The following is a 16,466-nucleotide window of genomic DNA, read 5'->3' as shown; positions in this document are numbered from 1 at the left end:
ATTTAGCTAGTTGCTCTGTTTTTTGCCGAAAAAAAGGGAGCGATCACCCGCCACACTGTCTATTTTTGGCGCAATTTGCGGCGCTTCGCGTAGAAACTTTTTAATATTTTCTGGCGTGCACTCTTCATCAAAAGACCAGTCAGCTACTAAGCTAGCCAATATAGTTAGCTCTGCTTCTTTGTTGGTATATTCTGAATTTTTATTTTTTGCATCCAATAAAACTAATCGCCTAGTTTCGTTTACTGCTTCTTGATAAAAATCAGAATCAACACCACGAATGACTAAGTAGTGCTCGGTTTCTGTTCCATCTGGCAGTGTTAAGGGTAATTTAATACCGGTATTCGCCTTTTCACGGGTAAAAAAATCAGTCATTGAAACCATTAGGCCGACTTCCTTCTAATAATTAAATTTGATCCAGTTACAGAGTCTAATAACGCTTGAAAGGGCATAGTCAGCACAATAGAGCTAGCGCCTGATACGTCAGGTTGTCCACCGGTGTATTTAATACGCGGCAAAACAAAGGTGTATTCGTTGCCTGTGCCATCTGGCAAAGTGAACTCTATGCTTGATTCAATTTCATCAATAAATTTATTAATTAGCGTGGAGTCTTCAAAATAAGCGCTAATTTGGCCTGAAACATTAGATTGGCCGATAGAGGGTGCAATACTTTCTTTAGAACCTACGACATTACGCGCCTCTAAACCATTCTCCAGGGTTAACTGAATTTCAGTAATTACCGCTATCGGGTTGCCAGCTTCTTTCAGTGAGCCGGTAAATGAATCAAGGGGGCTTGTTGTTGATGCCACTTTGTAAGTTGAATCTGCAATAACATCACTGGCCGTACTCATGCCACGACCAACAACGCTTACAGTGCCTGTTACCATCGAATCAGCGTTAATCTGCAACTGTAGTGAGTTGAACTCGCAGCCTCTAAACCTATGATATGGATTAGCGGTGGCGTCTAAATCAGCAAACTTTCTTTCGATAGTGAACGAGCGGCGAACAGTACCGACTTTTAATTCGTCAGTATCAGCAACGGGGCTGTCTTCCTGCCAAGTGCCGCATAGTGTAGCTTCTAGAATAGTGTCAAAGGAGCCGTGTGATAGCTCTATGCTAATGTCGCCGCCAACCTGATAAGAACCGTGTCTAAGGTCGGTTATCTGCCTATCTGCCCGGATCTCTTCAGATTGCAGCGTGTTTTTAGTAAGCGCAAGGGTAGTGCCCGTGTGTCGTATCGGCTCAAACTCTGGTTTTTCTGGTGTTTGCCCTGGTGTAGTCTCCAAGACTAACGACATACTGTGTCTACTTCCGTCAGCCATTTATTTAATTCTCCTGGTTCTTGCAGACCAATAAACTGTTATTACAAGTCGATACCATTCCGCCGGTTGATTACTTGGCCGATTAACACCGCTTGAATTAATAAAAATATTTTGCTCGTTAAAATTAAATCGCTTACCGATATGAAAATAATGAGTAATTTCGTCGGCTTTTTCTAAAGCATCACCATCACCCGAATTAATTGGGAAATTAATATCAATTTGCAAAAATCCGGTGTGCTCGTTTTCGCCGTGATCACCAAGCGTTGCAACCTCTGGCATATTATTAATGATAAAAACCTGCGCCCAGGATTCACCGCCTTTAGGCTCAAAGCTTCGGTTGTCGTAGGCTGTGGGCAGGTTAAAACCACCGTCAACATACGCTTGCATGAGCGTTTTTTTAATTGCTGAAAAACTCATATCGAGTGCTGATTAGCAGCCCTTTGTACAATCTGATTAATGCGAGCGAAGTTTTTTCTAAGCATTCCGCTAGGTGCTTGTCGTGAATAACCAAATTCTAACCGCTCAATATAAGGCAAATTATTTGTTAGATAAGTTGTGCCATCCAAACCACCTAAGTTATTGCGCATCTCGTTAAGCGAAGCATTAGCACCAAAACGCTCTACAGTTGAAGTCTTCGGGTAGCCCGTTGACGTTTGCCAGTTGCCACGGGCTCGGCCTGTATCGACCGGCGTGTCTAGGATGACACCGCTAAATAGCTCTAACTTAATAGCCCTGATGATACGCTCTACAGCCTGCAAAGACTCAACAGAAAACCGGCCTAAATCACTACTAAAACTCACTTGCGCACCTGCACTTTGTAACTAATAGGCGTACCGGCTGGATTAACCGGCAGTATTCGCACTATTTGCCAGGGCTCACCATTCACCAATAATTTATCAGTCGATAACGGCTCAACCTCAGCAGACAACACAAGCAGCATGTCACCTGCCACAATATTCCCGCCTAGCTCGGTTTCAGTCGTTTTAGTAAAACTGGTTAATACGCCACTTGTTTTAAGTTGCTTGGTTGTGCCTGGTGTTACTCTGCCGTTAACTGGGTCGAACGTTTCGCCAGATTCACGAAGCAACACAACAGGTGCGCCCTTATCAGCTAGCAGCTTACTTGCCGTACTTGCCAAACCTTCATAAAAACTCATGCACGCACCAGGAATAAGCCGTTTTTCTTGTATAGCTGAGAAAGTAGGGCTTCAGCTTTAGCAAAAGCAGGTACTTTGTCAGGGGTACTATTGTTTGCATAAGCCACTTCTACAGCACCTTCTACACGCTCTTTAATCACTGCGCCTTTTTCACCAGGTAAGCGGTTAGGCATTAAGTCATGCTCGCGGGCTTCAAGTGCTAGCTGTAACTGGCCATACTCCAAGTTGCGTGGAATCTCTTTCTCACCAACCGATAAGCCATCAAGACGAACGCCACGGCGGGGCCATTGTAGTGGCTGGCGTGGGTTGCTCTTCTCGCCCTGAAATTTGCTAGCTTTAGACTCTAAGTAGTCCATCGCTTTAATTAGCAATACAGCGCACTGGTCGTCTGACAGTTCAGTAAGATCAATGCCGCGAAGCTTGGCAAAGATCCGCAACGTTTCAACACTGGCGTAGCTGTTAGCATTGGGGTTAGTACCGCTACCGTCTTCTATCACTAACATGCTACACATCTCGTCTAAAATCAGGTGCAGCGGCGTTAATGTCAGCACGGGTAATGTCTTGGCCTAGAATTTCCTCAACGGCTTTAACGTTGGGCAAACCGGCATTAGTCCAGTGGGCATCATTCGCTTGGTCTAGTTGGCTTAAAGCTTTAACAATTTTTTCTGATACAGAAATTGGTTGTTCCTTATTATTTTCTAGCGCTTTTCTATTGCGATCCCTAAGTTGCCTGGTGATTTCCTCAAATGTCACCAATTGCCCAGGTATAAAACCATCTTGGTTTTTTTCTGTCATAAAAAACCCTTAAGGGCTTTGCAGCCCTTATTTATCCATTAGTGACCAAAAATGCGAGAGGCATGTTTTTACGATGCACTACACGTTTCCAGTTTTCAGCTTTACGTAAATCTGCGAGCGTTGCTGATGCGGCAGAGACACTGTTACTTGAAAACTGAGTACCGAATGGGTGAATCAACCATGTTTTACGTTCAATTAAATACTCAACACCGCCACCACCACCTTGCAAGCCTTGGCGCTCAACCTCTACTGGAACGTTAGGTTTACCTTCACCATATCCAAACATACCTTCACCAAAAAGCACGCTAAGGTATTTAAAGCCGCTTGTATTACCTGCAATTACAGGCATTCCATCGTCTACTACAATACGTCGTCCTAGGTATGTTGGAATCGTTAAATTACCCTGACTGTCTTTAATAAACTCAATGTCATCGTTGTCTATCATTTTTTGATAAATCATTGAATGAACCGCAATCACTTTGACTTGTTCAAATTGATCTCCCAAAGTAAAAGCTGCATTGACTAACGCACTGCGATTGAATTTATTTTTTTCAGTTGCCGCATTACCATCTTCAATAGCAATACTACACACCATATCGGCATCATTTTGAGCTATGTTTGAGGCCAGTAAACCTTGTGAAGCCGCTAACAAACGGCGTTGCCACTGTCTTTGCCAGTAAACCCCAAATCGATTTCTAATCCGTTGCATTGGAGAACTTCCAGCAATTTCACCTGCAAGGTCTGTGGCACTGTATGCCTGGTTTAAGTAAGCAACTCGTGCTACTTGTTCACCAGAGTCAATTTTATTCGGTTCAGCTCTGTCCTTTGGATCGTCATTTGAGTAGTTTGGCTCTTCTGCTGCATCCAGGTCTCGCCAAAATGGAATATCAATCGTTTTACCACCACTGTTTGCTTTAGCTATTAGCATGTCATTAGAGACTGCAATACCTGCCTGAGCAAAAGCCGTTTTTTCTGGTGAGTTTTCTGCCTGATAATCTGCGTATACTTCAGGTATTATGACATCTGTTAAACGTGTTGTTGGCACTAGTTATTTTCCTTATTCGGCATCTCTAAGTTGACGATACTGCTCAGGATCTTTTCTATAAAGATCGGTTCTTTCAGCTTCAGTTAATTCGCTAAATTTCTTAGTAGCACTGCTACTTTTGCTGCTGGAAGCACTGCTACCAGTAGCGAGAGAGCCTACAATCACTGGGGCAAATGCCGCTTTGTTTGCAAACTCATGCTTGAGTTCATCAAGCGTTAAAGCACTTGGTTTGCCTTCCAAATCATTTACAACAGTCACTAACTGTCCGTTACGTTCAGAAGTAGTAAGACGTGCTTTAATGTGAGGAATTAATAATTCTGCACTACCTTCAACGGCTAATTCAGAAGCCAGGCGTACAGCTTCTTTATCGACTAAAATAGCTTTTAAATTATTTTGAAGTTTTTCAATAGTGCCATTTAATTCATTTTCACGGCTAGTTAATTTCTCTGACCATGCATTTTCACTGTTAGAAAATTTGTCCTGCCATGACTTTTCAAGCGCTTCAATATCACCATTTTTACGGGCGTCAGCATCTTTGTTTTCGTTCATCTTCACCTGCAGGGCTTCTAGTTGCTCTTTAAGCTCGCGGGCCTGATCTTCTGCGGCTTTGCGGGCTGTTTTCTCATGCTCCTTAGCACGTTTTAGTGCGCCGGTATCTTCAATACCATCAACTTTTAAACGGTAAGCGCCGTTTACCTCTTCATACAAGCCGTGCAGATTTTCGTCTACGCCTTCGAGCGAATCTAATTGAAATTTCAACATGAGTTATGACCTTAATTAATTACTGAAAGCTCTTTCAAAAGCAGCGGGTTCTAATTTCCGCATTTGATCAAGCGTAAGCGGTTTAAAATTTCTACCTAAATTTAACGCGGCAAATCTCTCTGCAGATAAGCCACCATTTCTGAATAATTTTGCCCTTGTTTTTCCTAAAGCTTTATCCTGAAAACTAGCTGGTTGAGTTTTTAGCCATTCGTAATAAGTTAGGCCCCCCTTAACCGGTCCGTCTTTACTGGCGCGGGTTCTGTCTTCAGATAGAAAGCTAAACTCTTTGCTAAGCACCGCTATTGTTGTTGACCTACAGCGTATATGTGCTGGAGGCTTTGGGCCTTTGCCTAGTTCAAACTGCATTCCATCTAGTGATCTGCATACAGGTGTAGTGGAACTATCAAGCGTTGAGACCCAACGGTATCCCTCTAAAATATCATCATTCGCTTTCCACGTTTCAAACCGCGCAACAGACGCCACATGTTGTATTGATGTTCTAACAATTGCCTCAGCATTTCGGCTACTAATTGCCAGTAAACCATCACGATAATTATTAGCCCTGGTGCCTCGAATATTTCGAATAATTTGGGCATTTGTTTGCCCCTCGAAAAAGCCCTGTCTTATTGCACCGACTACCCGCTGACGCTCAACCTTTGCCCAGTCTTTGATAAATGCATCAAGCAGTTTACCCCCATCAACCCCACGTACTGAAAGGGGTGTAGCAAATACGGCGGCGTAAATCTGAGTAGCTGCCGGTATCGTAGGTTCAAACTGTTTGCGCTTAATTTCTGGCAACTCGGCTTGTGATTCTGAAACCGCCGCGTCCAGTGTTTTAGCTTCTAGCTCTGCCTGGTATTCTGCAATATCAATTAAACTACCGGCTAACTCGTCGTAATATGCGCTATAAATATTTGCTAGTGCCTTTTGAATCGATTTTAAAAGCTTCTCTAATCGGGTTCGGGAAAATGTAGTTAAATCATTCTCGATTAAACGAAGCTTAATTTCTTTATCAATCTGCTTTAAAAAAGCCGTAAATTGATTGACCTCACCAGATTTAAGCCCCTCTAAAAACACTTGATTACGAACAGTAAAATCAAATAGCGGGTTATTCATCGTCTAATGCTAACCCTGTATCAGCTGTTTCCAATTCTTCTTTAATACTCTCGTCGTCTTTTTCTGGATCAATAACGCCGTATTTTTTGAGCTGCGCCCATAGATCGGAGTCAGGTAAACGGCCAGACTGCCAAGCCTGAATCAAAGCGGTTAGCATCTGCGGTGTAAGCTCAGAGCGGGTAAACTCCTGGTTAAGTGTGTATTCCACATCAGCCGGTGCATTCATAAATTCAGCCATCCAGCTAAGCGCCAGGGTGTAAGCCTCAGAAACATTACTTGCAGCTAGCGACAAAACAGAGTGCTCAGCTTCGTTTTCTGCTTGAGCTTCAGTTGCCGTCTTTACTGCTGAGCCCTTGTCTAGAAGCCTTGCACCTAAAGCAATCATCTGCTGCTCTTTCTGGTCCATGGCTTCTTTTACCATAGTGTTCGGCTGCGCCTGTTTTATGTCGAACTGGCCGCCAGTAGGCAGCAGAATAGGGGAGCGAGAACCAATATAAATACCGTTCTGCTGCAACCAATCCCGCCATTCTTCAGTAAGTCCACTAATAGCAGGTTGTGCCTGCCCAACAAAAAAAGCACTGTCTTCGTAGTCTGCCGAGTTCTGATAATGAGCTAGGTTTAACCGGGCAAGATCAAGCAAAGGTGGCTGATCTATTGTAGTGTCGTTATTCTCGGCACCAATAAACGTGAACGGGATAAAGCGCCAGGGCTGACCTTTGCCATTAAGCGGCTGATACTCGCTATCTATCGACCACACACCATCAGCGTTTTTCTGCCAAATCTCAACATGGTAGAAGCTGTCTAGCCGCAAAACTCTATATTGCTCTATGCTCTCAAGCCCAAAGCCGTCATCTGTCGTCTGCTGTATTGACTCTTTGATAACAACCAATGACAGCAAATGACTTGAGCCGACTTTCTGAGTGCGCCAGTTAATGACGTTCTCTGCGTTCAAACTAACAATGTTAGCCCGTATTAGCCCTGCTTCCTGTTGAGCTTTAGAGGCAGGCGCTTTAACGTTAGGGTAATCAACATACAACGCATGACGGCTTTTGCTCATAATTGCAGCTAAGACGCTCTGTGACTGCTGATAAATGCTAACGCATGAACCGTCTATGTCTTCTTTTACATAGCTTAAAGCCGTTGGCACATTAAGTACTGGCCACTTTTTAAAAACAGCTCCTACAAGCCCCTGGCGAGTTCTGCCAGTAGCGTTATAAAACACAGCTCCTTTCTTGTACTGCTCGTTACGCTCTTTGTTCTGCTTACTGGTATCGCTAGGGTTTAATGTGCGCAGGTATTTTTGAACGTTTTCACCTGCGCAAACATCCTCTACAACTTGCCATTTCTTAGCAGCTTTTACATATTCTGGATGCTGAAAAGTTACGTCAGCCATTAAAAACTAAACCCCATTTTAATTGACATTGCAGGCTTGCTAGCAGATTGCGCAACGGCAAAATAGCGGAAAGCATCAGCACCATGTGACGACCAGTCATGCAACGGTTTGTCTTTCCAAACACCACGCTTGTCGTCCCACTCTTTTCGGTAATTCTCTAAGCAGCTAATACCTTGCTCGCACTTAGCAGCTTCAAATGCACAGCGGGGTAGTAACTCCCTAACAGACTCGATACCCTCATCAATGCCAAGCTTAGGCACCACATGAAACCTTATGCTGTAGTTCTGGCCGTCAATGTCATAGCCTTCTCTGGCAAGCTCTCGACGAGTTTTGCCGTCTCCAGCAAATTCACGATTATCTATGTCATGAGGTGCCCAGTGTTCTGAGTACTGATAGCTCTTATCTTTAATCACCTTCATGTAGTGTCGTAAGCCTTCGCCGGAATTTTCGTAATAATCGATAATGTGAAACTCTGTACCAACCTTGCGAACGAACCAAATAGCCGTAGAGTCACCAATGCCAATATCCCAGTAAGTCGAAACTGGTTGATGACTATTATCTGGTAGCTCACAAATACGTTTCTCACCGTATAAAAATCTAAACTGCTTAGCGTAGTAAGCACCTTCAACTGACTGCTGAAATGCTTCTTCGGGAATACTGGGGTACTCCCTTTTCATATCATCGCCAAGCGTTTTTTCTTTAGCGACATACCAAGCTTTTTGACCTTCAGCTAGCTTTATGCCATGTCTGCTCTCAAGCTCTAAAAAATATTCTCGCAATCTTTCAGGTAGAAAATTATTTGCTTTCAAGGCATAAGCAGGGTTTTTCCACCATGAGAAAAAGAAAAACTTCCAATCAAGTGCAGATAAATTAACCCTGCTTAAAGCTTGTTTTTCTGCTGTCTGGCAATATTCGAAAAAATAGCCTTGTCTGCCTTCTGCAGTTGATTCAATGGTAATAACGCAATTAGCGCTAACTGCCTCAAATGCTCCAGTTACTATTTCGCGTGCTTTATCGGGGTATTTAGCGCAAATTTTCCCAAACTCTGAAATATGTAACCAGCGCAAAGTACCGCCCCGAAACGACGTACTAACCGTGACTGAACCGCCTTTGCTAAATACCAGTTCGCCCGCTCGATCATTGCTAGCGGGGTTTGCACTTCTTATTTCTAAAGGCAAGCGACTATAGGCAAATTTAATTTTTTCTCTAAATAAACGGTTTGCATCGCTTAATGTGTGGGCAATTAATGCACACTTTGCTCCTGAAAAAATAGCTGCATCTAATTGAATAATGCATTGCTCAGTTGTAAAACCTAACTGCCTAGCTTTTAAAATAATATTGCGATTATGCAAGCCTTCATAATATTCAAGTTGTTCAGGAGTCATTTTAAATCTAATTACATGCCCCTCTTTATCGGTGATGTAATAAAGATTATTTAACCTCCAAAATCTATTCCTCAGAAGCTGTTGTACTTTCTTGGTCATCTTCCAAGCGGGCCAGCCTCGGTCTCTTCTTGAGCAATCAAGTCCATCAACTCAGACATTTCCTGCGTAGAATCACTGGCTTTTTCTTCATCAAGGTTATAAGCCTTACGCTCAGTAGCAATCATTCTAGAAAGAGCATTAGTGCAGTTGTTGTAATCTCTCGCTATAGCACTTCGATTTTTGTCAGTTATTTTTGCCTTAAGTATGGAATCCATGATCTTGTCAAAAACTTCCTGGCACTTTTCCAAGGAGTCCATATGCCTGAGAACAACATCTTTAGCGCGTTCTGAAGCTAGGTCTATGATCTCTTCTTCGGTTCGCACTTCATCACTACAACTGAGAGGGTGCGAACCTTCCTGCAGACCATTTGTATCAAGGCTTTCGTCTTTTGTAGTTCGCACTATTTCGCATGTGTTTTTAGTGCAAACCTGACTGCGAACCAACTTGCTTTTGGTCGCTTTTCGAACCTTTTCGGTAAGGTCTCTTTGCCAAGAATCTTTCTTAGCCTGCTTGCGTATTGCTGTATCAGAAACATTATACTTATTAGCAATGGCCCTGATTGAAAGCTGACCAGCTCTATACTCTTTTTCGATGCTTTCCCAATCAGTTTTAGCTGCCATTCTCACAACTCAATTCATACTCAGTCTGCACAACTTTTTTTAGAGTTTTCGTGCTTTGGTTTAAGCTCTTTATAATGCTGCTATAGTTTTCGCTTGTTACTTCTATCTTTGATAAGTCTTCAATGAGTTTTGCTGTACTAGCTTTCATGTGTGCTATGTCAGCTTTATGTTGTAATTGAATGCTGTTTTTCATGATTTGCTAGCCCCATCCATATAATTTTTATTTAACTGTGCCTTTAAAAATTCTATCTCGTGATTTATTTTCTTACGTTTGTAATGCCAATTAACTAAGCAAGTAGTAACCGTGCAGATCACACCAACGGCTAGCGCCCAATCTTGAATAGTAAAACCGGCTATAACCATGCTTGCACCTGATGCATAAGCCGCTGTAGTAGTCTTGCTCATGTTTAACGCCTAGCAACGCCTTTAATCTTTTCCCATGTTCGAACACCGCCGAGCCCTAACAAAGCAAAAACCAGCGTTAATAATTCGCCTGTATTTATGTCTGGTAATTTATTAATTGTTTCTGTTTGACCATACGACATAAGAATTACAATTAACAAATCCCTACCAATCCAGGCATAAGCTAATAAACCAGTACATAACCAACCCAACGCAGGACGCCAACCAGACACAAAAATAGAGGAGTGTTTAGCCTCTTCAATATTTGCTAAAGCCTGTAAAATATGGGGCTTACTAAAGTGTTCATTCAAAATTATTTGAGCTTTTAGCCTTTCTTCATCAGACGTAAAAAGCTCGTCAAGGCCCGTCATTACTGAATCTGACAAGCCTTTAATATTCATAATATCCATTGAAAATTATTTAATTAAAGATCAAAAACTACTCTTATATACGAAAGATAGTGTATTTGCTACAAGCAAAAATCACAGAGGGCTTGTGATTATTAATCTATTTTTTACTTGCAAAATTGAAATGAACTGATCTTTCAAGATTAAAAAATATACGGCAGTATAAAATTTGGGCGCAAATCTCCCTCTATTTAGGTGCCACTTGTCTCACCTGACATAAGCAGCATAGTAACTAATCACATTAAAATCAACAGTTTGCATATACATTATGCAATATTAATTGAACTATGGTGCAGGGGGATTCTTGATCGTTTTTCAGATATCGCTAAACCTTCATTATTGAGCAAAACGGTTCAACTTTTTTCGTGTACAATACGCAACCAACTTAACTAGGAGCACCTATGTCATGTAAGAACTCACAAGTTGGTCTATCAAGCGAAGCCTGCCAAAATCGGTGCTTAACAAGTTATATTTGATAAAGACGAAAAAACATGGGCCTCAATAAAGAGTTGTGAGCTACTGTAAAAATGGCGTAAAACACTTAATTCTCCAGAGCTATAAATAGACATAATGACGAAAAAAATATTACGTTTGAAGGTGAAAAGAAATAAGGACTCCAAACAAGGAGATGAGGTGGTTAAGGATGTATCTCATGATGACCCACAAAAGCGATTTTTAAATGGCGTAGCTATCAATCCTACACAGTGTATTCGCCTAGAATTAGGTTCTCAGCAACTCACCACGCGAGCGATTGATTTGATCTCGCCAATTGGAATGGGTCAACGAGGCTTGATTGTTGCTCCACCAGGCTCGGGAAAAACGACTATTTTGAAACATATTTGCCAAGCAGTGGGGAAAGCTTATCCTGAGATAAAACTTTATGCGTTACTCATTGATGAGCGACCTGAAGAAGTGACTGATTTTAAGCGCAGTGTGCCAGCACAAGTACATGCCTCATCCTCTGATGAAAGCTATGATCAACACGTACGTGTTGCTAATAATCTTCTTAATACCGCTCTTCAGGAGGCTGGCGAAGGTCACAATGTAATGGTTGTCATTGATTCTCTAACAAGGCTTACACGAGTACATAATGCAGGGCAAAAGAACAGCGGTCGTACCATGTCGGGTGGAGTTGACGCTAGAGCTATGGAAATACCACGAAAGCTGTTTGGCGCTGCTAGAAAGATTGAGAATGGTGGATCGCTTACTATTCTAGCGACTGTACTCGTTGATACTGGAAGCCGGATGGACCAGGTGATATTTGAGGAGTTCAAGGGCACGGGTAATATGGAAATTGTTTTATCTCGGGAGATTGCGAATCAGCGAATTTTTCCCGCACTGGATATTGCTAAAAGTAGTACGCGTCGTGAAGAGCTTCTTCTAAATTCGAAAGATATTGAAAGTGTAAGAGTTTTGCGAAAGGCGCTTACGAGCCTTAAACCTGTAGAGGGTGCCAGGAAACTTGTTGAGTTACTTAAGGAATACCCAACGAATGCAGCACTACTAAATATTAAAAATGAAAGCAATTAGGTAATTTATGCCTACACCTAACTCTCTAAATAGCTGTCAATAGCAGCCTCAAAAGCCGCCTTTAGCTCATCCATTGTAGAGCCCTCATAGTTGATTAAGGGTTCTACGGCTAACACCTTTCCATATAACAAATCATCGTCAGCACTATATTCAACAGAACCTTGAAAGCCTTTGTACTGCATTCGCCTTACTCTACCTTTTACATCTTCCGGGCTAGTGTGAACAAAACTTTCATCAGGAGTGCTGGCAAGCTGCTTTAGGTGAATAGTTAGAAACTCTTTGCCTAACCTGTCGTATTCTTTTTTAACTTCAGGATTTTTAAGGACTCGTTTTTTAAGATCATCTAGGCTGTTACCCATTTTTTATCAATCTTCCCAAGGTGCTTTGCTTTCTAACAACTCTTTAAGTGCTGGACTTGGCTCTTGTTCCAGCATTTCTAGAAACTCTTCGTAAATATCATCCTTTAAAATAATGTTTGCTTTCGGGGAATCAAAGTCAATGTCGTCAGCATCTGGCATATGTAGTAAGTCAGCCATGCTTTTTTGGGATTCATCCATACCTTTACTCATCCTCAAATCCTTTTAGCGTATCATCAGCTAAAGGCTCGTCGAAATCTTCAGGTATATCTAGCTTCCCATCCAACAAGCCTATTTTTTTCTTAGGTTGATTTGCTAGAGAGTCATTGCTCATTTTGACTATGTGAGCAACCCCATCCTTAGCAAACACATCTACCATATCACCAGGTTCTAACCCCAGCTCATCACAAATAGCTTTAGGGATAGTGACTTGCCGTTTACTGGTTAATTCATGCATGAAGCACCTACTTTGAAGCCAGTACCTAAGTTAAACTAAGCTCAAGCGCCCAAGGCCTGAGTCTAATCAACTTTGTTAACGGTTAGGCCTAACCCTTGGGCTTTTCGCTTTTAACAATAAACCTCTGAAAATCAGGGTCGGAAAATGCTGCTTTCAGATTCTCATTTGGCTCTTCTGTTTTAGCTTTTTCTAGCAAATCAAGCATCATATTAAAATCACGCTCACTAACTGTAAGCTTCTTCTGCTGCTTTACATAAGGGTTTTGCTCTGAGCTTGAAAAGTCGAAATCATCACACATATATTGCTCCCCCTAACGTTTGCTAGTTAACTTAGGCAAAATTAAATCTCATCACCTGGCATAGGCTCACTGTCAGCAACTTGATCTAAGATGCTTAAAGCCTTTTTAACTTTCAGGCTATCAAGGTTATTGTTCTCCTTCCATTCCCCTCTCATTTGCTCTTGATACTCAATTCCATCTGTAGTTTGCTTGTTTCCCTTACATAAGCCAAACTCTTTACCTAACTTGTCGTACTCTTCTTTAACTTCAGGGTTCTTAAAGAGCCGCTTTTTAAATTCATCTAGTTTTGAATCACTCATTAAACCAGCCCTATGTAAGTCTTCTGCTCCTTCGATTACTACTTCCATGATTGACTTGTTCATAAGCTCACTTCGTACCATTACTACTAGGAAAGTAGAAAGAAATGACCAAAGTAACCAGTGGTAAAGCTCCTATCTTCACCAGCTCAAATACACCTTGTAAAGCTGCATTCTCTGGATAACAGGCATAACCAATAAATACGCCAATACAAATAACAGCTAGCCAGCAAAGAACTTGCTTACCAAATCGAAGGCGTTCCCCTTCGTCAATTGTTACACCGCCTCCAAACCTATCCCTAACATCAAACACGCTGACCGAATTACTAACAGCGCTAAGGTCAATATCATTATTTTGATTATTCTCAGAGACAGCCATTAAACCCCCACAACTTTACCAATGGCTTTAAGGCCGTCTTTTCCAGCGTCTTCAATGATTCCCAAGCAACGCCCCTTGCTTTTTTCTTCCTGAGCAATAGAAAGCAAAGCGAAAGCCCTGCGCATTACTTCAGCCTTAGATATACAGTTAGCCTTAGCGATGGCGTCTAACTCGCTGTTTACCTCATTTGATAGATCAAGTGTTACTCGTGGCATGGTCTGCACTCCTCATTAGATATGCTGCATACTTACTGAAAATTTACTGCATATATGATGAGATAGCAATGATGTTGTTTTGTTCCTTTTCCCCACCCCCTGCCACAAAACCTTAAACCTCTCCATTTCCCCCTAACCTATACTGAAACCCGCTAACACTCACAAAGGACAGCCCAGCTATGCCAGGCAAGGAACACCAGCCGACACCCAAAGAACTAAGAAGCAGAAAAATAGCAGAGCAAACCGCCGCATTCTTGAAGGCTGGCGGTAAGATAAAGGAAGTATCACCAGGGGCAAGCGGGCTGCCCAGTATCAAGGACGTTAAGCGGTCTTATCAGGTGAGTATTAGAGGGTTTCTTTCCTAGCTCGCTTATAGTTAACAGTCAATCCTCCACTGCTTGATGTATAATACCTGGCTAACCAAAGCAGGAGCGCTCATGGCACGTAAAAAGCAAGACGAACTATCAAGTGAAACCCGCCAGAAAAATATTGACGATCAAGTGGCGGCCTTCCTCAAAGCGGGTGGAGAAATCCAAGAAATACCCAAAGGTAAAAGCGGCATAGCAAAAGGCAATAACACTCGCATAGGCATAGTGCTTGGCAGCCCTTCTGCACAGAAAAAATAGCTAGGTGCTATAATTAACAGTGCAAAGGCAATTAAGCCTTAAGCAGCTAGCGGCCTGCTTTATCACTCATATACTTTTCGCAGGCCGCTCAGCCAATCTTGTTCAACTCCAATAAGTCCCTAACCAGCATCTTAGTCAACTCCTATTTAAACTAAGAGAGCATCGTCAACTGAACTAAAATTAGTATATAGAGCACTATAAATTTATGAGTTTGGTTATGCCTACTAGAAAAGAAGTTCCCCGAGAAACCCATCAGAGCATTGAAGAACAAACCGCTGAATTCCTTAAATCCGGTGGTGAAATTACAGAAGTACCAACAGGTACGAGCGGCAAGAAAAGTATTGCTGATCGCAATCGTGAAAAAGAATCAAGTTCGTAATTTGTCACTATTCAAATTCTAGCCAACACATCCTGCTAATCGCTATAACAACAACGCTTTACCTACTCGAAACAAAACCATCTAACAAAGTTCTTTTGTCTTGTAGGCAATGTTGATTCAGGATTAATTAATGGCTTTTTGATCGATGTAGATTAGATTCGCACAAAAGTGAAATGGACTACTTAGTTCCAGTAAAGTAGCTTTTTTTGTCAGAAACTCTTAAATGACACAGGAAATTTGACTTGATTTATTTGTATTGGCTCTTATCTGATCTGACATTACCCGATTTTTCAGGTGCCCTGTCAGGTTAGATTTGGGTTGAATTTTTCTCAGCAACAATCTATTTATCATCAAATTTTAAATAATTACCATAAACTTTTTACGTCTGTTAAAGAAAAATCGCCCCTGCGCTATGTATGGATGTGAGATGCTATTGCTAATTTCACAAAATGTAAAAAAAGTGAAAGAAAATGGTGTCTCATCGGTAAGTATGTGGAACCAGAAATATTAAGCGATAAGCAATTACTAAGGGGACGCATATTTACCAGCAGTGTACTTCTTATTTACAACTGCTGGTTGCTGTATTATTGAATTTTTCCAAAAAGCCATTATTTTTGGATAGGTAATTTTTTGATATATACATCCCCATGGGCTTGTGAATACCTTTAACTATTTTAATCTTATCTAATATTTTTAGTTTTTTTAGATCGGCTTCAATAGCGAAATTGCTGCCAAAAATGGCATCCATCCGCTTGGATTCTAGCATTTTACTTAGTTGTTCAGTGGTCCTTGCATTGTATTTGGCATTGTATCCGTTTTTCTTTAGCCACTTTAGTGAGTTTGAGCCAGACCAACTTCCTGTGATTGCTTTTGATTTGAAACCCTCATCATTTGGGTCTAACTGGCTGTCTTTTGAAAGGTACCAGTTCCAATATTGGTCCGCTATTGTGGCTGTAAGTACCGCGTATTCATCGCGAGAGGAGTTCTTAGACGCAGCGAAAAAAGCATCAGCATTGCCTTCTTTGGTCTCAGCTTGTGCTCTTTTCCATGGTGTTATTTCTAGGCTGAAGTTAGCATTCATTGCATTTAAGATGCATTTGACCTTGTCTGCTGCTACTCCTACGATTTCCCCGTTGTCATTTTTAAATTCAAATGGTGGTCTGTGGTCAGTTAGTATGCTTATTTTTTCAAATGCTTGGGTTTGCTGGCTTGTTGCGGTAATACTAAGGATGTAGGTTAGAGTGACAATATGTTTCATTTCTTAATACTTCTGCTTGTTGAGTTATTGGGTGTCATAAAACCCATGAAAAGGGTATGGTTTACACCTGAAATTTGTATGATGCTTTATGAATAATTATAGAATATGCTTAGGCTCATTGTTTGAGTAGTTACATTAGATATTACTGCCATCTAAGTGCTTTCAAACTAAGT

General features: G+C 41.6%; 28 protein-coding genes. 4 read left to right on the top strand and 24 right to left on the bottom strand.

The window, feature by feature from the left end; all coding sequences use genetic code 11:
- Positions 1-6: 6 nt before the first annotated feature.
- From G4Y78_RS29865 to G4Y78_RS29790, 16 genes are read right to left on the bottom strand one after another with little or no spacing between them, the layout of a single operon-like run.
- On the bottom strand, positions 7-381 hold the full coding sequence (locus G4Y78_RS29865; protein WP_163836873.1) for a phage tail assembly chaperone: 375 nt from the start codon (positions 379-381) through the stop codon (positions 7-9).
- Entirely contained in the window at positions 381-1,319 is a 939-nt protein-coding gene (locus G4Y78_RS29860) for a phage tail tube protein (RefSeq protein WP_163836872.1), read from the bottom strand. The genes G4Y78_RS29865 and G4Y78_RS29860 overlap by 1 nt, the downstream gene beginning before the upstream one ends.
- On the bottom strand, positions 1,320-1,736 hold the full coding sequence (locus tag G4Y78_RS29855) for a phage tail terminator-like protein (protein WP_163836871.1): 417 nt from the start codon (positions 1,734-1,736) through the stop codon (positions 1,320-1,322).
- Positions 1,733-2,119 carry an HK97 gp10 family phage protein gene (locus G4Y78_RS29850; protein ID WP_178124490.1) on the bottom strand — a complete coding sequence of 129 codons (387 nt, stop codon included), beginning with the start codon at positions 2,117-2,119 and terminating at the stop codon, positions 1,733-1,735. Before G4Y78_RS29850 ends, G4Y78_RS29855 begins: the two co-directional genes overlap by 4 nt.
- A complete protein-coding gene (locus tag G4Y78_RS29845) occupies positions 2,116-2,475 on the bottom strand; it encodes a hypothetical protein (protein ID WP_163836870.1) in 360 nt (119 codons plus the stop codon). The genes G4Y78_RS29850 and G4Y78_RS29845 overlap by 4 nt, the downstream gene beginning before the upstream one ends.
- On the bottom strand, positions 2,472-2,978 hold the full coding sequence (locus G4Y78_RS29840; RefSeq protein ID WP_163836869.1) for a DnaT-like ssDNA-binding protein: 507 nt from the start codon (positions 2,976-2,978) through the stop codon (positions 2,472-2,474). Before G4Y78_RS29840 ends, G4Y78_RS29845 begins: the two co-directional genes overlap by 4 nt.
- Before the next feature lies 1 nt (position 2,979).
- Positions 2,980-3,270, bottom strand: coding sequence for a hypothetical protein (locus G4Y78_RS29835; protein WP_163836868.1), 291 nt, complete (start codon positions 3,268-3,270; stop codon positions 2,980-2,982).
- A gap of 31 nt (positions 3,271-3,301) precedes the next feature.
- Complete coding sequence (locus G4Y78_RS29830) at positions 3,302-4,315, bottom strand: major capsid protein (RefSeq protein WP_163836867.1); 1,014 nt, start codon at positions 4,313-4,315, stop codon at positions 3,302-3,304.
- Between the two features lie 12 nt (positions 4,316-4,327).
- On the bottom strand, positions 4,328-5,077 hold the full coding sequence (locus G4Y78_RS29825; RefSeq protein WP_163836866.1) for a hypothetical protein: 750 nt from the start codon (positions 5,075-5,077) through the stop codon (positions 4,328-4,330).
- Positions 5,078-5,092: 15 nt separating this feature from the next.
- Positions 5,093-6,193, bottom strand: a complete 1,101-nt coding sequence (locus tag G4Y78_RS29820) for a minor capsid protein (protein ID WP_163836865.1) — start codon at positions 6,191-6,193, stop codon at positions 5,093-5,095.
- Positions 6,186-7,586 carry a DUF4055 domain-containing protein gene (locus G4Y78_RS29815; RefSeq protein WP_163836864.1) on the bottom strand — a complete coding sequence of 467 codons (1,401 nt, stop codon included), beginning with the start codon at positions 7,584-7,586 and terminating at the stop codon, positions 6,186-6,188. The genes G4Y78_RS29820 and G4Y78_RS29815 overlap by 8 nt, the downstream gene beginning before the upstream one ends.
- Complete coding sequence (locus G4Y78_RS29810) at positions 7,586-9,070, bottom strand: terminase (RefSeq protein ID WP_163836863.1); 1,485 nt, start codon at positions 9,068-9,070, stop codon at positions 7,586-7,588. Before G4Y78_RS29810 ends, G4Y78_RS29815 begins: the two co-directional genes overlap by 1 nt.
- On the bottom strand, positions 9,067-9,690 hold the full coding sequence (locus tag G4Y78_RS29805; protein WP_163836862.1) for a hypothetical protein: 624 nt from the start codon (positions 9,688-9,690) through the stop codon (positions 9,067-9,069). Before G4Y78_RS29805 ends, G4Y78_RS29810 begins: the two co-directional genes overlap by 4 nt.
- Complete coding sequence (locus G4Y78_RS29800; RefSeq protein ID WP_163836861.1) at positions 9,680-9,883, bottom strand: hypothetical protein; 204 nt, start codon at positions 9,881-9,883, stop codon at positions 9,680-9,682. Before G4Y78_RS29800 ends, G4Y78_RS29805 begins: the two co-directional genes overlap by 11 nt.
- Positions 9,880-10,095 carry an HP1 family phage holin gene (locus G4Y78_RS29795; RefSeq protein ID WP_163836860.1) on the bottom strand — a complete coding sequence of 72 codons (216 nt, stop codon included), beginning with the start codon at positions 10,093-10,095 and terminating at the stop codon, positions 9,880-9,882. Before G4Y78_RS29795 ends, G4Y78_RS29800 begins: the two co-directional genes overlap by 4 nt.
- Positions 10,096-10,097: 2 nt before the next feature.
- Positions 10,098-10,502 (bottom strand): 3TM-type holin, encoded by a 405-nt coding sequence (locus G4Y78_RS29790; protein ID WP_163836859.1) that lies wholly within the window; start codon positions 10,500-10,502, stop codon positions 10,098-10,100.
- A gap of 567 nt (positions 10,503-11,069) precedes the next feature.
- Here G4Y78_RS29790 and rho point away from each other — a divergent pair.
- Entirely contained in the window at positions 11,070-12,029 is a 960-nt protein-coding gene (gene rho, locus G4Y78_RS29785; RefSeq protein WP_163836858.1) for a transcription termination factor Rho, read from the top strand.
- Positions 12,030-12,046: 17 nt separating this feature from the next.
- Here the strand turns inward: rho and G4Y78_RS29780 are convergent, their stop codons facing one another.
- The 7 genes from G4Y78_RS29780 to G4Y78_RS29750 all read right to left on the bottom strand — a co-directional run bounded on the left by G4Y78_RS29780 (position 12,047) and on the right by G4Y78_RS29750 (position 14,030).
- Positions 12,047-12,388, bottom strand: a complete 342-nt coding sequence (locus tag G4Y78_RS29780; RefSeq protein WP_163836857.1) for a hypothetical protein — start codon at positions 12,386-12,388, stop codon at positions 12,047-12,049.
- A 6-nt stretch (positions 12,389-12,394) separates the two neighbouring features.
- The gene (locus tag G4Y78_RS29775; protein WP_163836856.1) at positions 12,395-12,598 is read right to left on the bottom strand and encodes a type II toxin-antitoxin system TacA family antitoxin; all 204 of its coding nucleotides are present in this window, start codon (positions 12,596-12,598) and stop codon (positions 12,395-12,397) included.
- Positions 12,591-12,842: an AbrB/MazE/SpoVT family DNA-binding domain-containing protein gene (locus G4Y78_RS29770; RefSeq protein WP_163836855.1), complete on the bottom strand. Its 252-nt coding sequence runs from the start codon at positions 12,840-12,842 to the stop codon at positions 12,591-12,593. Before G4Y78_RS29770 ends, G4Y78_RS29775 begins: the two co-directional genes overlap by 8 nt.
- 88 nt (positions 12,843-12,930) lie before the next feature.
- A complete protein-coding gene (locus G4Y78_RS29765; protein ID WP_163836854.1) occupies positions 12,931-13,140 on the bottom strand; it encodes a hypothetical protein in 210 nt (69 codons plus the stop codon).
- A gap of 41 nt (positions 13,141-13,181) precedes the next feature.
- Positions 13,182-13,502 (bottom strand): hypothetical protein, encoded by a 321-nt coding sequence (locus G4Y78_RS29760; RefSeq protein WP_163836853.1) that lies wholly within the window; start codon positions 13,500-13,502, stop codon positions 13,182-13,184.
- Positions 13,503-13,506: 4 nt separating this feature from the next.
- A complete protein-coding gene (locus G4Y78_RS29755) occupies positions 13,507-13,815 on the bottom strand; it encodes a hypothetical protein (protein WP_163836852.1) in 309 nt (102 codons plus the stop codon).
- Positions 13,815-14,030, bottom strand: coding sequence for a hypothetical protein (locus G4Y78_RS29750; protein WP_163836851.1), 216 nt, complete (start codon positions 14,028-14,030; stop codon positions 13,815-13,817). The genes G4Y78_RS29755 and G4Y78_RS29750 overlap by 1 nt, the downstream gene beginning before the upstream one ends.
- A gap of 179 nt (positions 14,031-14,209) precedes the next feature.
- Between G4Y78_RS29750 and G4Y78_RS29745 the strand changes: the two genes are divergently transcribed.
- The 3 genes from G4Y78_RS29745 (at position 14,210) to G4Y78_RS29735 (ending at position 15,035) form a co-directional block, all read left to right on the top strand.
- A complete protein-coding gene (locus G4Y78_RS29745) occupies positions 14,210-14,395 on the top strand; it encodes a hypothetical protein (protein WP_163836850.1) in 186 nt (61 codons plus the stop codon).
- A gap of 72 nt (positions 14,396-14,467) precedes the next feature.
- The gene (locus G4Y78_RS29740; RefSeq protein ID WP_163836849.1) at positions 14,468-14,656 is read left to right on the top strand and encodes a hypothetical protein; all 189 of its coding nucleotides are present in this window, start codon (positions 14,468-14,470) and stop codon (positions 14,654-14,656) included.
- A gap of 217 nt (positions 14,657-14,873) precedes the next feature.
- Positions 14,874-15,035 carry a hypothetical protein gene (locus G4Y78_RS29735; protein ID WP_163836800.1) on the top strand — a complete coding sequence of 54 codons (162 nt, stop codon included), beginning with the start codon at positions 14,874-14,876 and terminating at the stop codon, positions 15,033-15,035.
- Positions 15,036-15,594: 559 nt separating this feature from the next.
- Here G4Y78_RS29735 and G4Y78_RS29730 read toward each other — a convergent pair.
- Entirely contained in the window at positions 15,595-16,293 is a 699-nt protein-coding gene (locus G4Y78_RS29730) for a substrate-binding periplasmic protein (protein ID WP_163836848.1), read from the bottom strand.
- Positions 16,294-16,466 lie beyond the last annotated feature (173 nt).

This window comes from Spartinivicinus ruber (genome assembly GCF_011009015.1).
Taxonomy (GTDB): Bacteria; Pseudomonadota; Gammaproteobacteria; order Pseudomonadales; family Zooshikellaceae; genus Spartinivicinus; species Spartinivicinus ruber.
The sequence above is the reverse complement of the archived record's forward strand: the minus strand, read 5'-3'. Positions and strand labels throughout refer to the sequence as shown.

Excerpts from the sequence above, each read along its gene's own strand:
- G4Y78_RS29805 (WP_163836862.1), bottom strand. The coding sequence starts at position 9,690 with ATGGCAGCTAAAACTGATTGGGAAAGCATCGAAAAAGAGTATAGAGCT.
- G4Y78_RS29860 (WP_163836872.1), bottom strand. The coding sequence starts at position 1,319 with ATGGCTGACGGAAGTAGACACAGTATGTCGTTAGTCTTGGAGACTACA.
- G4Y78_RS29840 (WP_163836869.1), bottom strand. The coding sequence starts at position 2,978 with ATGTTAGTGATAGAAGACGGTAGCGGTACTAACCCCAATGCTAACAGC.
- G4Y78_RS29760 (WP_163836853.1), bottom strand. The coding sequence starts at position 13,502 with ATGAACAAGTCAATCATGGAAGTAGTAATCGAAGGAGCAGAAGACTTA.
- G4Y78_RS29855 (WP_163836871.1), bottom strand. The coding sequence starts at position 1,736 with ATGAGTTTTTCAGCAATTAAAAAAACGCTCATGCAAGCGTATGTTGAC.
- G4Y78_RS29810 (WP_163836863.1), bottom strand. The coding sequence starts at position 9,070 with ATGACCAAGAAAGTACAACAGCTTCTGAGGAATAGATTTTGGAGGTTA.
- G4Y78_RS29865 (WP_163836873.1), bottom strand. The coding sequence starts at position 381 with ATGGTTTCAATGACTGATTTTTTTACCCGTGAAAAGGCGAATACCGGT.
- G4Y78_RS29775 (WP_163836856.1), bottom strand. The coding sequence starts at position 12,598 with ATGAGTAAAGGTATGGATGAATCCCAAAAAAGCATGGCTGACTTACTA.
- G4Y78_RS29820 (WP_163836865.1), bottom strand. The coding sequence starts at position 6,193 with ATGAATAACCCGCTATTTGATTTTACTGTTCGTAATCAAGTGTTTTTA.
- G4Y78_RS29780 (WP_163836857.1), bottom strand. The coding sequence starts at position 12,388 with ATGGGTAACAGCCTAGATGATCTTAAAAAACGAGTCCTTAAAAATCCT.
- G4Y78_RS29755 (WP_163836852.1), bottom strand. The coding sequence starts at position 13,815 with ATGGCTGTCTCTGAGAATAATCAAAATAATGATATTGACCTTAGCGCT.
- G4Y78_RS29740 (WP_163836849.1), top strand. The coding sequence starts at position 14,468 with ATGGCACGTAAAAAGCAAGACGAACTATCAAGTGAAACCCGCCAGAAA.
- G4Y78_RS29730 (WP_163836848.1), bottom strand. The coding sequence starts at position 16,293 with ATGAAACATATTGTCACTCTAACCTACATCCTTAGTATTACCGCAACA.
- G4Y78_RS29795 (WP_163836860.1), bottom strand. The coding sequence starts at position 10,095 with ATGAGCAAGACTACTACAGCGGCTTATGCATCAGGTGCAAGCATGGTT.
- G4Y78_RS29735 (WP_163836800.1), top strand. The coding sequence starts at position 14,874 with ATGCCTACTAGAAAAGAAGTTCCCCGAGAAACCCATCAGAGCATTGAA.
- G4Y78_RS29825 (WP_163836866.1), bottom strand. The coding sequence starts at position 5,077 with ATGTTGAAATTTCAATTAGATTCGCTCGAAGGCGTAGACGAAAATCTG.
- G4Y78_RS29750 (WP_163836851.1), bottom strand. The coding sequence starts at position 14,030 with ATGCCACGAGTAACACTTGATCTATCAAATGAGGTAAACAGCGAGTTA.
- G4Y78_RS29745 (WP_163836850.1), top strand. The coding sequence starts at position 14,210 with ATGCCAGGCAAGGAACACCAGCCGACACCCAAAGAACTAAGAAGCAGA.
- rho (WP_163836858.1), top strand. The coding sequence starts at position 11,070 with ATGACGAAAAAAATATTACGTTTGAAGGTGAAAAGAAATAAGGACTCC.
- G4Y78_RS29815 (WP_163836864.1), bottom strand. The coding sequence starts at position 7,586 with ATGGCTGACGTAACTTTTCAGCATCCAGAATATGTAAAAGCTGCTAAG.
- G4Y78_RS29835 (WP_163836868.1), bottom strand. The coding sequence starts at position 3,270 with ATGACAGAAAAAAACCAAGATGGTTTTATACCTGGGCAATTGGTGACA.
- G4Y78_RS29790 (WP_163836859.1), bottom strand. The coding sequence starts at position 10,502 with ATGGATATTATGAATATTAAAGGCTTGTCAGATTCAGTAATGACGGGC.
- G4Y78_RS29765 (WP_163836854.1), bottom strand. The coding sequence starts at position 13,140 with ATGTGTGATGATTTCGACTTTTCAAGCTCAGAGCAAAACCCTTATGTA.
- G4Y78_RS29800 (WP_163836861.1), bottom strand. The coding sequence starts at position 9,883 with ATGAAAAACAGCATTCAATTACAACATAAAGCTGACATAGCACACATG.
- G4Y78_RS29770 (WP_163836855.1), bottom strand. The coding sequence starts at position 12,842 with ATGCATGAATTAACCAGTAAACGGCAAGTCACTATCCCTAAAGCTATT.
- G4Y78_RS29845 (WP_163836870.1), bottom strand. The coding sequence starts at position 2,475 with ATGAGTTTTTATGAAGGTTTGGCAAGTACGGCAAGTAAGCTGCTAGCT.